Annotated in this window: 14 protein-coding genes; 6 read left to right on the top strand and 8 right to left on the bottom strand. The window is 76.9% G+C overall.

The annotated features are described in order from the left end of the window. Positions 1-122 precede the first annotated feature (122 nt). The 3 genes from ABWI07_RS40135 to ABWI07_RS40125 form a co-directional block, all read right to left on the bottom strand. Complete coding sequence (locus tag ABWI07_RS40135; protein WP_353821728.1) at positions 123-824, bottom strand: HemK2/MTQ2 family protein methyltransferase; 702 nt, start codon at positions 822-824, stop codon at positions 123-125. A 17-nt stretch (positions 825-841) separates the two neighbouring features. After that, entirely contained in the window at positions 842-1924 is a 1083-nt protein-coding gene (locus ABWI07_RS40130) for an iron-containing redox enzyme family protein (RefSeq protein WP_502912895.1), read from the bottom strand. 98 nt (positions 1925-2022) lie between these two features. Next, positions 2023-3297: a carboxylate-amine ligase gene (locus ABWI07_RS40125; protein ID WP_149258388.1), complete on the bottom strand. Its 1275-nt coding sequence runs from the start codon at positions 3295-3297 to the stop codon at positions 2023-2025. A gap of 181 nt (positions 3298-3478) precedes the next feature. Between ABWI07_RS40125 and ABWI07_RS40120 the strand changes: the two genes are divergently transcribed. After that, entirely contained in the window at positions 3479-4072 is a 594-nt protein-coding gene (locus ABWI07_RS40120; protein ID WP_353821726.1) for a cysteine hydrolase family protein, read from the top strand. 7 nt (positions 4073-4079) lie between these two features. Continuing rightward, positions 4080-5033 carry a GlxA family transcriptional regulator gene (locus ABWI07_RS40115; RefSeq protein ID WP_149258386.1) on the top strand — a complete coding sequence of 318 codons (954 nt, stop codon included), beginning with the start codon at positions 4080-4082 and terminating at the stop codon, positions 5031-5033. Between the two features lie 99 nt (positions 5034-5132). Here ABWI07_RS40115 and ABWI07_RS40110 read toward each other — a convergent pair whose 3' ends face one another. The 3 genes from ABWI07_RS40110 to ABWI07_RS40100 all read right to left on the bottom strand — a co-directional run bounded on the left by ABWI07_RS40110 (position 5133) and on the right by ABWI07_RS40100 (position 7221). Further along, a complete protein-coding gene (locus ABWI07_RS40110) occupies positions 5133-5897 on the bottom strand; it encodes a sulfite exporter TauE/SafE family protein (RefSeq protein ID WP_149258385.1) in 765 nt (254 codons plus the stop codon). 96 nt (positions 5898-5993) lie between these two features. After that, a complete protein-coding gene (locus ABWI07_RS40105) occupies positions 5994-6362 on the bottom strand; it encodes a hypothetical protein (RefSeq protein WP_353821725.1) in 369 nt (122 codons plus the stop codon). A gap of 7 nt (positions 6363-6369) precedes the next feature. Then, on the bottom strand, positions 6370-7221 hold the full coding sequence (locus ABWI07_RS40100) for an NAD(P)H-binding protein (RefSeq protein ID WP_353821724.1): 852 nt from the start codon (positions 7219-7221) through the stop codon (positions 6370-6372). A 298-nt stretch (positions 7222-7519) separates the two neighbouring features. On the opposite strand from ABWI07_RS40100, the gene ABWI07_RS40095 reads away from it, so the two are divergent. The 3 genes from ABWI07_RS40095 to ABWI07_RS40085 all read left to right on the top strand — a co-directional run bounded on the left by ABWI07_RS40095 (position 7520) and on the right by ABWI07_RS40085 (position 10060). Next, positions 7520-7870 (top strand): YciI family protein, encoded by a 351-nt coding sequence (locus ABWI07_RS40095; RefSeq protein WP_149258383.1) that lies wholly within the window; start codon positions 7520-7522, stop codon positions 7868-7870. Next, a complete protein-coding gene (locus tag ABWI07_RS40090; protein ID WP_353821723.1) occupies positions 7867-9171 on the top strand; it encodes an RNA polymerase sigma factor in 1305 nt (434 codons plus the stop codon). Before ABWI07_RS40095 ends, ABWI07_RS40090 begins: the two co-directional genes overlap by 4 nt. 97 nt (positions 9172-9268) lie before the next feature. Then, the gene (locus tag ABWI07_RS40085) at positions 9269-10060 is read left to right on the top strand and encodes an alpha/beta fold hydrolase (RefSeq protein WP_353821722.1); all 792 of its coding nucleotides are present in this window, start codon (positions 9269-9271) and stop codon (positions 10058-10060) included. 88 nt (positions 10061-10148) lie between these two features. Here the strand turns inward: ABWI07_RS40085 and ABWI07_RS40080 are convergent, their stop codons facing one another. After that, on the bottom strand, positions 10149-10772 hold the full coding sequence (locus tag ABWI07_RS40080; protein ID WP_149258380.1) for an IMPACT family protein: 624 nt from the start codon (positions 10770-10772) through the stop codon (positions 10149-10151). Between the two features lie 78 nt (positions 10773-10850). Then, a complete protein-coding gene (locus ABWI07_RS40075) occupies positions 10851-11630 on the bottom strand; it encodes an HAD-IIA family hydrolase (RefSeq protein ID WP_149258379.1) in 780 nt (259 codons plus the stop codon). 189 nt (positions 11631-11819) lie between these two features. On the opposite strand from ABWI07_RS40075, the gene ABWI07_RS40070 reads away from it, so the two are divergent. Beyond that, on the top strand, positions 11820-13574 hold the full coding sequence (locus ABWI07_RS40070; RefSeq protein ID WP_353821721.1) for a class I adenylate-forming enzyme family protein: 1755 nt from the start codon (positions 11820-11822) through the stop codon (positions 13572-13574). Positions 13575-13576 lie beyond the last annotated feature (2 nt).

The raw sequence follows: 13576 nt of genomic DNA, 5'->3' as shown, positions 1-13576 counted from the left end.
CCTCCCCGGGCCGGCCGGGCACCTGCCGCACCCGGGGCGGCTCCGGGCCTCGGGTCCCGGCTGCAGCGGGGGCGGGCGCCCCCCCCGGGCCGGGGGTGGGCGGGGGGGGTGGGGCGGGCGCCTCAGGCGGCCGCCCGGTCGCGGTCATCGCGCGCCTCCTCCCCGATCCGGTCGGCGCGCACCACCACCAGGTCCTCGTGCCGCTGCCCGGCGACCAGCAGCCCCCGCGACCGCAGCGCGCCCGCGCGGCGCCGCATCACCGGCCCGAACGGCTCGCGGTGCCGCGCCACCACCGACGCCCGCATCCCCGCGTCCCGCAGCCCCACCAGGGTGGCCGCCACCCCGTTCAGAGCCGAATGCACCACCAGCAGCGTCCCCGACGGCGCCAGATGCCCCGGCGCCTGCGCGCAGATCCGGTCCAGCAGCGCGCGGCCGTCCGGCCCCGCCTCCCACGCCCGCGCCCGGCCCCGCACCGACACCGGGTCGGCCTCCCCCGCCACGTACGGGGGGTTGGCCACGATCACGTCGAACTCCTCCCCCGCGACCGGCGCGAACAGGTCCCCGCGCAGCACCCGCACCGGCAGGCCCCGCATCCGCGCGTTCACCCGCGCCGCCAGCACCGCCTGCGCCGAGGCGTCCACCGCGACGACCTCGCAGCCGGCCCGCGCCGCGGCCAGCGCCACCGCGCCCGTCCCGGTGCCGAGCTCCAGGACCCGCGCCCCCGGCGGCGCCCCCGCCCGCGCCAGCGACGCCAGCAGCGCCCGGGTCAGCAGGGAGGTGTCGGTCTGCGGCCGGTACACGCCCGGCGGCCTGAACAGCATCATCGGCCTCCTCGCCCCCTTCACCCGGCCCCCGGCGCGTCGGCCGGCGCGTCGGCGAGCGGGCGCCGCAGCGCCGAGCGCCCCGCCCGCCAGCAGCCCAGCAGGTGGTCGGCCAGCCGGTCCTCCAGCAGGCCCGTCGCGCGCACGCCCAGCACCACGTCCCCGGCCAGGCCCGGCTCGGCCTCCAGCAGCCCGCCGATCACCTCGTGGCGCAGCACCTGCTCGTGGACGGCGTCGGCCTCGATGTGCTCGGTGTAGAACAGCCGCGCCCGGGGGCCGGCGCCCAGCCGCTCCAGCGCGCCCGCCATCCGCCGCGCCGCGGGCGCCGTGGTGATCTCCGCCGCGGCGAAGTGCCCCACCAGCGCGGCCCGCAGCGACCGCCGCAGCCCGAACAGCGACATCATGTTCACCGTCGCCAGCATCACCGCCGGCGCCGCGTCCACGTACGCGCCGTAGGAGGGGGCCAGCCCCAGGTCGTCCAGCAGGTCGGCGTACAGGCTCTGGTGCGTCATCTCCGGGCGCCCGCCGCCGAACTCGTCGTTCTCCACCGCCACCAGCGCCGCCTTGGCCCGCCCCCGCAGCCGCGGGATGACCCAGGCGTGCGGGTCGGCCTCCTTCAGGTGGTACACCGACCGCAGCGCCGCGTGCTCGCGCACCTGCCACCACGCGCCCTCGTCGCGCAGGAGGTGGGACACGCCGCGCGCGTCCACCGGCTCGACCAGCAGCTCCTCCAGCGCGCCCTGCACGTCCCGGGCCGCCTCCGACCCGGCCGTCCGCCACACGTCGCGGCGCAGCGCCGCCAGGAACACCGCCTCCATCGCCCCGCGCAGCCGCAGCAGCCCCGGATCCCACTCCCAGTCGGGGTCCACACCGGCGAAGCCCTGGTAGTGCAGCTCGTAGCAGGTGTGCAGGGCCAGCTGCAGGTCCTCGCCGTAGGGGTCGCAGGCCTGCGCCTCGGCGACCAGCCCGGCGGTCTCCGGCGTGTCAGCGGGGTCGTGGACGGGGCCCGGGGGCGGGCCGGAGGCCAGGATGGCCGCCACGGCCCGCGACAGCGGCCCGCGCGGCGCCGGCAGCACCGGGGCGCGGTCGGCGCGCGCCCGCACCGGGCCGAGCGCGGAGCCGAAGCCCGCCGCCGGGGCGGCCGCGCCGGGACCGCGGGAGGGCGGTCGTTCCTGCTGAACGGTCATTTTCTCCTCCGTCGTCAAGGGGCGTCCGGCTCCGGTACCCGCTCACTCGCGTCCCATACGCCCGGTTTCTCCCCTGGGGCCGCGCCGGGAGGCTCCCCCGGCCCCTCCGCCGCCCCGCCGAGCGGCCCGCCCTCCGTGCCCGGCCCCGCGCCCGCGGCCAGGCCGCCCGACTCGGTCTGGCGCGCCAGCATGTCCACCACCGCGCGCGGACCGCCCCGCCGCGCCGCGCGGCGCTGCCGGTCCGTGCCCGTCCCCGCCCGGCGCACGCCCTCCACCAGCGTGAACACGGTGTCCAGGTCACCGGCGTCCTCCAGGGCCGAGGCCGCGTGGGCGACCATGGCGTCCACCAGCCGCCACGCCGGGACGGCCCGGCCCGCCACCGGGTCCACCATCGCGCCGTCCAGGCCGTGCCGGGCCGCGTTCCACAGCGCGGCCGCGCACACCTGCGCGTCCGCCCGCGGCGCCTCCCGGCCCGCCGAAAGCTCCGCCAGCGCCGCGCCGACCAGGCCCCGCACCAGCGCGGCCTGCAGCACCGCCTCGTCCGCGGTCGCCGCCGCGTCCCCCGCCCGCACCTCCACCGTCGGCCACCGCGGCGACGGCCGCGCCAGCCAGAACGTCATCGCCCGGTCCACCAGCGCGCCCGACTCCACCAGCGCCGCGACCCGCGCGTCGTAGTCGGCGGCCGACGCCGACCACGGCGGCACGCCCGCCCCCGGGAACCGCGCCATCTCCATCATCCGGCGCGCGGCGTAGCGGGTGGGGCGCCCGCGGTCGAACGGCGAGTTCGCCGCCAGCGCCACCAGCACCGGCAGCCACGGCCGCAGGTGGTTCACCACCGCCACCGCGGCCTCCCGGTCCGGGACGCCGACGTGCACGTGGCAGCCGCACGCCTGGTAGTCCTCGACCACGTCGCCGTAGGCGGCCACGATCGCCGCGAACCGCTCGCCCCGCGCGGCGGCCGGCGGATCGCCGCCCAGCACCGGCGTCCCCGACGACACCAGCAGCGCGCCCGCCCCGCGCGCCGCCTCGGCCAGCCGCGCCCGCCCGTACCGCAGCTGCGCGCGCAGGCCCGCCAGGTCGTGGCACACCCCGGTCACCGCCTCGACCTGCGACCCCAGCAGCTCGGTGTGGAACGAGCCGCCCGACGCGCGCCAGCGGTGCGGCCCGGCCCGCTCCAGGACGTCCTCGGCGTCCGCGACGCACTGCCCCGACGCCGCGTCCACCAGCAGGAACTCCTCCTCCACCCCCATGCTGACGCCCGGCGCGTGCCCCCTGCCGCCTCCGCCCATGCCGAGTCCCCCTCACTCGCGCAGACCCCCTCACCTCGGGGGATTCCCGCCCAGAACGTCCCCTCCCTCCCCCGCCCGAGATCCTTTACCCCGGCCCCGCCCCGGCCGGTGACCGGATCGTTCCGCATCCCGCCGCGATGATGCCTGCCGGACGCCGCCGCGCCCGGCCAGGATCGACACCATGAACCGCGCACTCCTCGTCATCGACGTCCAAGATTCCTTCCGCCGCCGCCCCAACTGGGTCGCGGTCTCGGCGCCCGACATCGCCGCCCGCGCCGCGCGCCTGGCCGCCGCCGCCCGCGCCGCCGGCGACCTGGTCGTGTGGGTCCTGCACGCCGAACCCGGCACCGGCAACGCCTTCGACCCCGCACTCGGCCACGTCCGCCTCATGGACGGCCTGGCCCCCGCCGCCGGCGAACCCGTCATGACCAAGACCTCCCGCAACGCCTTCACCACCACCGGCCTGCAGCAGCTGCTCACCGAGCGCGGCGTCGGCGAGGTCGTGATCTGCGGCATCCAGACCGAGCAGTGCTGCGAGACCACCGCACGCCTGGCCGCCGACCTCGGCTACCGCGTCACCTTCGTCACCGACGCCACCGCCACCTTCCCCATCGAGCACCGCGACGCCCCGCCCGGCCGCCCCCTCGCCGAGATCCTCGCCGACCCCGCCACCCTGCCCACCGACCAGATCATCGCCCGCACCGAGTACGCCCTGGCGCGGCGGTTCGCCGAGATCGCCTCCCTCGACGACCTCGCCCCCGCCCCGGTAGGCTGACCGGATCGTGACCCGCGTCGTCTTCCTGCTCGTGCCCGGCCTGCACCTGCTCGACCTGGCCGGGCCCGCCCAGGTGTTCGGCACCGCCGCCGACGCCGGCCTGCCCTACCGGCTCGCCTACGTCGCCGACCTGCCCGCACCCGGCGGCGGGCAGGAGACCCGCCCCGCCGGCGCGCCCGTCACCGTGCCCACCGCGCAGGGCGTCCCCCTCCAGGCGCCCACCGCCTGGCCCGCCCTCACCGCGGACGACATCGTCCTGGTCCCCGGATGGCGCTGGGGCACCGGCGAACCCCACGCCCCGCCCGTCTCCGCCCACGCCGCCCGCCGCCTGGCGGGCCACCACGCCGCCGGCGGCACCGTCGCCTCCGTCTGCGCCGGAGCGTTCGCCCTCGCCCACGCCGGGCTGCTCGACGGGCGCCGCTGCACCACCCACCACGAACTCCAGGACGCCCTGGCCCGCCGCCACCCCCGCGCCACCGTCGTCCGCGACGTCCTGTACGTCACCGACGGCCGCGTCATCACCTCCGCCGGCATCGCCTCCGGCATCGACCTCGCCCTGCACCTGGTCGCCTCCCGGCACGGCCCCGGCGCCGCCGCCCGCACCGCCCGCGCCATGGTCGTGTACGCGCGCCGCAACGGCGACGAGCCCCAGGCCAGCGCGCTGCTCCGGCACCGCGCGCACGTCAGCGACGCCGTCCACCGCGCCCAGGACCTCATCGACGCCCGCTACACCCGCACCCTGCCCCTGCACGTCCTGGCCGCCGAGGCCGGCGTCAGCGAACGCACCCTCACCCGCCGCTTCACCGCCGCCACCGGCCTCACCCCGCTGCGCTACCAGCAGGAACTGCGCCTCGAACGCGCCGAGCACCTCATCGGGCAGGGCGCCACCACCGACGCCGCCGCCCGCGCCGTCGGCTTCACCGACGCCCGCATGCTCCGCCGCCTGCGCTCCCGCACCTGACCCACCCCACCCACGCCGCCCTGCCGCGGCGCGCGCCACCCGCCGCCTGCTCGCCCCGCGGCCCCGGCGGGCCGCCGCGTCCGCCGCCCACCGGACGACTCAGCCGCGCAGCGCCACATACGGTGCCAGCACCAGCAGGCTCACCACCAGCGCCGCCTTCAGCGCCCCCGCCGGCACCGCCCGGGCGATGACCCACCCCGCCAGCACCCCCGCCAGCTCCGGGACGCCCACCAGCGCCGCCAGCGGCCAGTCGACCGCGCCCGCCGCGACGTACCCGACCGTCCCGGCGCCGGCGATCACCACCGACTGGGCCTGCGCCGCCGCCAGCGCCGACAGCACCGGCACCCCCAGGCCCACCAGCAGCGGCACGCACAGCATCGGCCCCCCGACCCCGAACATCGCGCCCGCCGCCGCCACCCCCGCACCCGCCGCCGCGGTCACCGGCCACCCCGGCCCGCCCGCCGCGGACCCCCTCCCGCCCGGTCGCCGGACCAGCACCAGCACCGCCGTCACCGCGACCAGCGCCCCCAGCAGCACGCCGAACACCCGGCCCGTCACCAGCCCGTTCAGCACCACCCCCACCGGCGTCCCGGCGGCCGCGCCCGCGCACAGCAGCACCGCGGTCCGCCGCGTCCGCGGCTCGCGCAACTGCCCCGACCGCGTGTACACCGCCGTGCCCAGGACCCCCGTCGCGACGTTGGTGACCAGCGCCGTGCCCGCCACCTGCGCCGGAGACAGCGGCGTCAGCGCCACCAGCCCCGCGGTGACCAGCACCCCGCCCGGCCCCACCGCCGTGATCCCGACGCCCGCGGCCACCGCCAGCAGCACCAGCCCCGCCACCACCCCCGGATCCAGCCCCGTCACCGGCCCGCCCTCCGCAGCGCCGCCGACGCGCCCCGGCGCGCCCCGAACCCGTATGGAGTGCCCATCCTCGACATTCTGCGAGTTCCCGACCCCCGGTCAACGAACGGCGAACGCGGGCTTCGGCAGTTCACCGCCGGGGACGCTCAGTACGGCACCGGCGTCGCGGAGGGCCGCGGCCAGCCGGGCGTCGGCGTCTCCTCCGGGGTCGGGGACGCGGCCTCGTTCCCATTCCTGGACGGAGTACGGCACGGGACCGAGGTCACGGCCTACGCGGAGGTCGTACGGCGTGCTCGTCAGCAGGTCGATCGAGCGCAGCTCCGGATCGTTCGCGTGTGCCCGCCGGAGTGCCGCCGGCCGTTCGGCCGCCCGGGGGTCTCCTCCGGCGGCGCGGACGCGGAGGAGGGCGAGCGGAGGAGGAGGGCCGGTGCCGCGGGTCGAGGGCCCGCGGCACCGGCCGCGCCTCATGCACGCGTCAGCCGGCGGGGGCCAGTTCAGCGGCGTGGTCGGCCGCCCACTGCGCGAGCGTGCGCCCCTTCCTTCCCGTGACCTGCTCGAACACGGGCGAGACCGCCGGGGGCTCCTCGGCGTACTCGGCCTGGTAGCCCAGGATGAACTCGGCGACCTCCATCGGCATCCCGGCCGCGATGTAGGCCTGGCGGGCCTGCCCGTACGTCAGGGCCTCGAACGCGAGCGGACGGCCGAGGCCGGCGCCGATCGCCTCCGCCTGCTGCCGGTGGGTGAGCGGCTCCGGGCCGGTCAGCGAGTACGCCCGGCCCGCGTGGCCGTCCTCCAGCAGGGAGATCACGGCGACCTCGGCGATGTCGGCCTCGTGGACGGGCACGCCGACGCAGTCGGGGTAGGCGTTGCGGACCACGTTCTCCGTCCGGATGGACTCGCCCCAGACGTCGAGCTTGTTGACGGCGAACTCACCGGGCCGCACGTGGGTCCAGGCCGCCCCGGACTCCTCGACGACCTGTTCCACCGCGCGCAGCCTCTCGTAGCCTCGCCGGATCGTGACGGCGGCGCTGGTCATGGTCACGATCCGCGCGGCCCCGGCCGCCACGGCGCGACCGACGAAGTCCTCCGCGAGGACGGTCGTGCGCTCCGGGTCGAAGAGGCCGGCGATGAGGAACACGCTCCGCACCCCGTCGAACGCCAGGTCGCCCGGTCGGTTCAGGTCGCCCTTGACGACGTCGACGCCCTCGGGCAGCCCGGCGGCCTCCGGGGCGCGGGTGACCGCCCGGACGGAGCACCCGGCCGTGACGAGGCGATCGACCACGTGCCTGCCCACGGTGCCGGTCGCTCCGGTAACGAGGATGGTCATGGAGAACCTCTCTCTGTGAACGAAACGATCGATGCGGGCCCGCTGCCGAAGACGCTAGACAGGTCCGGTGGAGCTCGCACATGGAACGTTCCTACCTGGGCCTTTGCCTCCGTTCGCGCGGAGGCTCGGCCGATGGGCGGCACGGCGTCGCCGGCCTTCGCCGGTCCGGCGCCGGCGGGACGGCCGCCGGTTCCGCGGGATCGCCTTCACCCGCGCATCGGCAGGGCCGGGGCGGGTCTGGGATGCTGCTGTGCGGACGGGCACCCGTCCGAGGACGACCCCGGTCAGCGGAGGAACCGTGCGCTACGTGCTGATGATCTGCAGCGACGAGACCGCCGGCACCGATCCCGAGCAGGCCGCCGCCACCGGCTGCGGCGGCTGGTCGCAGGAGATGGCGCGGCGCGGCGTCATCCGCGGCGGCGCCGGGCTCGCGCCCAGCGACCAGGCCACCACCGTCAAGGTCCGCGGGGACGAGGTCCTGCTGACCGACGGCCCGTTCGCCGAGACCAAGGACCAGATCGGCGGGTTCTCCCTGATCGAGTGCGGCGGTCTGGAGGAAGCCGTCGAGATCGCCGCCCGCCACCCGTGGGCCGCGCTCGGCCAGATCGAGATCCGGCCCGTCGAGGAACCCGGCCCCGAGACGACGTGACCGGCACGGCCCCCACACCTCCCGAGCCCCCGGCGTCCCCGGCGAGCGGCGCGGCCGGTGCGGCGGACGCCGCCGCGCGGGCCTTCCGCGCCGAATGGGGCCAGGTCGTGGCGACGCTGATCCGGGTGACCGGCGACTGGGACCTGGCCGAGGAGTGCGCGCAGGACGCCTTCACCGCGGCGCTGGAGCGCTGGCCGCGCGACGGCGTCCCGTCCCGGCCGGGGGCCTGGCTGACCACCACCGCCCGCAACCGCGCCGTGGACCGGCTGCGCCGCGACGCCGCCGGCGCCCGCAAGCTCGCCCAGGCCGCCCGCACCGCCGCACCGCCCCCGCCGCCCGAGCCGGACGCCTTCGGCGACGACAGGCTGCGGCTGATGTTCACCTGCTGCCACCCCGCGCTGCGGCTGGACGCCCGCGTCGCCCTCACCCTGCGGACGCTCGCCGGGCTCACCACCGGCGAGATCGCCCGCGCGTTCCTGGTCGAGGAGGCCGCGATGTCCAAGCGGATCACCCGCGCCAAGCGCAAGATCCGCGACGCGCGCATCCCCTACCGCGTCCCCCCGCCCGACCTGCTGCCCGAACGCACCACCGCCGTCCTCGGCGTGCTGTACCTGATGTTCAACGAGGGGTACGGCGCCGCCGGCGGCGAGCCGCAGCGCCGCGCGCTGTGCGGGGAGGCGATCCGGCTCGCCCGGCTGCTGGTGTCGCTGCTGCCCGGCGAGCCCGAGGCGCGCGGGCTGCTGGCCCTGATGCTGCTGCACGACGCCCGCGCCGGCACCCGCGTCGACGGCACCGGCGCGCTGGTCACCCTGGAGCACCAGGACCGCTCCCGCTGGGACGCCGCCGAGATCGCCGAGGGCGTCGCCGTGCTGGAGGACGCCCTGCGGCCCGCGCCCGGCAGGCCCCCGCCCGGCCCGTACCAGGTGCAGGCCGCCATCGCCGCCTGCCACGCCACCGCTCCCGACGCCGCCGCCACCGACTGGCCGCAGATCGCCGTGCTGTACGGGCGGCTCGCGGCGCTCGTCCCGTCCCCGGTGGTGCGGTTGAACCGGGCCGTGGCGGTCGGCATGGCCGACGGGCCCGCCGCCGGCCTGGAACTGGTCGAGGACCTGGAGCGCTCCGGCGGCCTGGACGGCTACCACCTGCTGCCCGCGACCCGCGCCGACCTGCTGCGCCGCCTGGGCCGCGACGCCGAGGCCGCCGCCGCCTACCGCCGCGCCCTGGACCTGGCCGCCAACGACGCCGAGCGCCGCTACCTGGCCCGGCGCCTCAGCGAGACCGCCCCGGACGGGCAAGCCTGAAAAGTCGTCCCCCGGGAGGTGTCCGTTCCGGCGCGGCGCGTTCGTCGGTTTGGGGAGAACGGCCGCACAAGGCCGGTCACCTGGGAAGGAACCCTTCATGGAAACCACGCACTCCAAGGACGGCACGAGCATCGCGGTCGAACGGACCGGCGAGGGGCCCGCCCTGGTCCATGTCGGCGGCGCCCTCAACGACCGCGGTTCCGGGGCCGCGCTCGCCGGGCTGCTGGCCCCGCACCACACCGTGTTCACCTACGACCGGCGGGGACGCGGCGACAGCGGCGACACCCCGCCCTACGCCGTCGAACGGGAGATCGAGGACCTGGCCGCCGTCATCGAGGCCGCCGGCGGGTCCGCCGCGGTGTACGGGATGTCGTCGGGCGCCGTCCTGGCGCTGCGCGCCGCCGCGCACGGGCTGCCCATCACCCGCCTCGCGCTGTTCGAACCGCCCTTCAACCCCGCCCACGACGAGCGGATCACCCACGCCCGCGCCTACAACACCGAGCTGACCGGCCTGCTGGCCGACGGGCGCCGCGGGGACGCCCTCGCCCTGTTCATGACCGTCGTCGGGATGCCGGAGGAGATGATCGGGCATATGCGGGGCGCGCCGATGTGGCCCGCGCTGGAGGCGCTGGCGCCCAGCCTCGCCTATGACTCGGCGGTCATGGACGACGCCGCGACGGGCGCCGTGCTGCCGGAGGACCTGCTCGGCCGCGTCACCGTCCCGGCCCTGGTGCTGGACGGCGGCGACAGCCCCTCCTGGATGCGCGACATCGCCCGCCGCACCGCCGCGCACCTGCCCGCCGGGACGCACCGCACCCTGGAGGGCCAGAACCACGACGTCGACCCGGCCGTGCTCGCTCCCGCCCTGGCCGAGTTCCTCAGCGGCTGAGCCGACGCTCCCGGCCGGCCGGTGCCGGGGCTCGGCCTGCCCCCGCCCCGCGGGCAGGGGTCCGCCGGGCATCGCGCCGGCGGGCCGGTCACGGGACGGGCACCTCGATGTGGCCGGGCGCGCCTCGCCGCACCGACGCGCGCCCGGCGGTGACCTCCGCGGCCCACGCCTCGAACGCCTCCAGCTCGGTGACGGGCACCGCCACGTCGGCCTCCACGCCCGTCCCGTAGCGGACGTCGCCGGGCTGGTGCCCGCGGGCGTGCAGGTCGCCCAGGAACCGCCCCGCCAACGCGTGGTCCACGGCGACGGTGAGCGTCACCACCGGGCGAAGCTCCACCACCCCGACGGCGTCGACGGCGTCGGCGACCGCCTGCCCGTAGGCGCGCACCAGCCCGCCCGCGCCGAGCTTGACCCCGCCGAAGTAGCGGGTGACGACCGCGGCCGTGCCGGTCAGCCCGCGCCGCAGCAGCACCTCCAGCATCGGGATCCCCGCCGTCCCGGCCGGCTCGCCGTCGTCGCTGCTCTTGGTGATCTCGCCGTGCTCGCCGACGACGTAGGCGGTGCAGTTGTGGGTGGCGTCGCGGTGCGCCCGCCGGTGCGCGGCGATGAACGCGGCCGCCTCGGCCTCGTCGGCTGCGCGGGCGAGCGTGCAGACGAACCGGGACCTGCGGATCTCCAGCTCAACCGAGCCGCCCTGTCTGATCGTGCGCATGGCGTCTGCGAGTCTACGGCCGCCCCGGGCCCGCCGCGCGGGACGCGGGGGCGCGGGGTGCCGGGGCGACCGGCGCGGTCAGACCAGGTCGATGAGGTCGGCGATGGACGGCACGACGCGGTGCGGGCGGAACGGGAACCGTGCGATCTCCTCCTTGCGGGTGACGCCGGTCAGCACCAGGACCGTCTCCAGCCCCGCCTCGACCCCGGCGACGATGTCGGTGTCCATGCGGTCGCCGATCATCGCGGTGCTCTCGCTGTGCCCGCCGACCACGTTCAGCGCCGTGCGCATCATCAGCGGGTTCGGCTTGCCGACGAAGTAGGGCTCCACCCCGGTCGCGCGGGTGATCATCGCGGCGACGGCGCCGCAGGCCGGCAGCGAGCCCTCCGGGGACGGGCCGATCGGGTCGGGGTTGGTCGCCACGAACCGGGCGCCGCCCTCGATCAGCCGGATCGCGCGGGTGATCTGGGAGAAGCTGTAGGTGCGGGTCTCGCCGAGCACCACGTAGTCGGGGTCGATGTCGGTGAGGACGAAGTCCGCCTCGTGCAGCGCCGTCGTCAGGCCTGCCTCCCCGATCACGTAGGCCGAGCCCTCGGGCCGCTGGTCGGCCAGGAACCGGGCGGTGGCCAGCGCCGAGGTCCAGATCGCCTCCGCCGGCACGGCCAGCCCGGCCGCCGCCAGGCGGGCCGACAGGTCCCGCCGGGTGTAGATCGAGTTGTTGGTCAGGACGAGGAACGGTTTCCCCGACGCCGCCAGGCGGCGGATGAACTCCTCGGCCCCCGGGACGGGGCGGCCCTCGTGGACCAGGACGCCGTCCATGTCCGACAGCCAGTACTCGATCGGCTTGCGCTCGCTCATGTCCCCATTGTCGCAGGCAGGGATCTTCCCCATGACCGTTCGGCCGGACCCGTTCCCCGAGGTCCGCGCGGCGCCGGGGCGTTGACCCGCGTGTGACGCGGGCCATACATTTTCCGGCACGGCGCACCGAATCGTGTTCGGCGGGCGGGCCGCCCCGACGGTGCGCCGCCACCCCGCGGGAGGCGCGACGTGCAGGACCGGGATGTGCAGGACCGGGACGTGCAGGAGGCCGGGCGGCCGCTGCCGGGCATCGCCGAGGTCCGGGCGGCGATGACGGCGCCGGGGCAGCTGTTCGAGATGGAGGAGGTGCGGATCCGCGGCGTGCGGACCCGCGTCTGGAAGAACGCCCCGACCACCCTGCGCGACATCCTGGAGATCTCCCGCGCGCACGGCGGCAAGGACTTCCTGGTCTACGAGGACGACCGGCTCACCTTCGCCGGGCACTACGCGCGGGCGGCCGCGTTCGCGCGGCTGCTGGCCGACCGGTACGGGATCGCCAAGGGCGACCGGGTCGCGATCGCGATGCGCAACTACCCCGAGTGGTCGGTGGCGTTCTTCGGCGCCGCCGTCGCCGGCGCCGTCGTGGTCCCGCTGAACGCCTGGTGGAGCGCCGCGGAGCTGGAGTACGGGCTGGCCGACAGCGGCGCCAAGGTCCTGGTCGCCGACGCCGAGCGCGCCGAGCGGCTCGCCGGCGTGCTGCCGGAGCTGGGCGTGGCGTGCCTGGTCGCGCGGCCGGACGGCGCCGTTCCCGCGGGCATGGAGGCGTTCGAGGACGTCGTCGGCGACGGCGGCGACCCTGACGCCGCCTCCCTGCCCGGGGTGCCGCTCGACCCCGAGGACGAGGCGACGATCTTCTACACCTCCGGCACCACCGGCCGCCCCAAGGGCGCCCTCGGCACGCACCGCAACATCGCCGGCAACCCCGTCGGGCTCGCCTACGGGATCATGTCGGCGGGCGTGCGCGCCGGCCGCACGGTCGAGGAGCTCGCCGCGCCGCAGCCGCGCGTGACGCTGCTGAGCGTCCCGTTCTTCCACGCCACCGGCTGCCACTCGGTGCTGGTGACCAGCGCCCTGCAGGGCGGCACCGTCGTGCTGATGTACCGGTGGGACGTCCGCACGGCGCTGGAGCTGATCGAGCGGGAGCGCGTCACCGGGTTCGGCGGCGTGCCGACGATGGCCTGGCAGGTGCTGACCTCCCCCGACTTCGGCGACTACGACACCTCCAGCCTGACCGGCGTCAGCTACGGCGGCGCGCCGGCCGCGCCCGCCCTCGTCGACAAGATCAAGGAGCGGCTGCCCGACCGGGTGCCCGGCAACGGGTACGGCCTGACCGAGACCTCCTCGGTCACCACCTACAACGGCGGCGTGAACTACCTGGAGCGGCCCGAGAGCGTCGGCCCGCCCGTCGCGGTCTGCGACGTGCGGGTCGTCGGGCCCGCCGGGGAGGACCTGCCGACCGGCGAGGTCGGCGAGCTGCTCATCAAGGGTCCCAACGTGATCAAGGGCTACTGGAACAGGCCCGAGGCGACCGCCGAGGCGTTCGTGGACGGCTGGTTCCACAGCGGCGACCTGGCCCGCCTGGACGCCGACGGGTTCGTCTACATCGTCGACCGCGCCAAGGACATGCTGATCCGCGGCGGCGAGAACATCTACTGCGCCGAGGTCGAGGCCGCCCTCTACGAGCACCCGGCCGTCGCCGACTGCGCCGTGATCGGCGTCCCGCACGAGGTCCTCGGCGAGGAGGTGGGCGCGGTGGTCGTGCCGCGGCCCGGCGCCGCGCTGACCGGCCGGGAGCTCCAGGAGTTCCTGGACGGGCGGATCGCCGCGTTCAAGGTCCCCGCGCACTTCTGGTTCCGCGCGGACGGGCTGCCCCGCAACCCCGGCGGCAAGATCCTCAAGACCCGGCTGCGCGAGGAGCTGCTCGCCCGCCCGCCGGTATCGTGATC

The sequence above is a fragment of the Actinomadura sp. NPDC000600 genome (genome assembly GCF_040492135.1).
Classification (GTDB): Bacteria; Actinomycetota; Actinomycetes; order Streptosporangiales; family Streptosporangiaceae; genus Spirillospora.
The sequence above is the reverse complement of the archived record's forward strand: the minus strand, read 5'-3'. Positions and strand labels throughout refer to the sequence as shown.

Bases quoted from the DNA above. Each gene is read 5' to 3' on its own strand.
- ABWI07_RS40135 (WP_353821728.1), bottom strand. From the start codon at position 824: ATGATGCTGTTCAGGCCGCCGGGCGTGTACCGGCCGCAGACCGACACC.
- ABWI07_RS40105 (WP_353821725.1), bottom strand. From the start codon at position 6,362: ATGAGGCGCGGCCGGTGCCGCGGGCCCTCGACCCGCGGCACCGGCCCT.
- ABWI07_RS40075 (WP_149258379.1), bottom strand. From the start codon at position 11,630: ATGAGCGAGCGCAAGCCGATCGAGTACTGGCTGTCGGACATGGACGGC.
- ABWI07_RS40125 (WP_149258388.1), bottom strand. From the start codon at position 3,297: ATGGGCGGAGGCGGCAGGGGGCACGCGCCGGGCGTCAGCATGGGGGTG.
- ABWI07_RS40085 (WP_353821722.1), top strand. From the start codon at position 9,269: ATGGAAACCACGCACTCCAAGGACGGCACGAGCATCGCGGTCGAACGG.
- ABWI07_RS40100 (WP_353821724.1), bottom strand. From the start codon at position 7,221: ATGACCATCCTCGTTACCGGAGCGACCGGCACCGTGGGCAGGCACGTG.
- ABWI07_RS40120 (WP_353821726.1), top strand. From the start codon at position 3,479: ATGAACCGCGCACTCCTCGTCATCGACGTCCAAGATTCCTTCCGCCGC.
- ABWI07_RS40080 (WP_149258380.1), bottom strand. From the start codon at position 10,772: ATGCGCACGATCAGACAGGGCGGCTCGGTTGAGCTGGAGATCCGCAGG.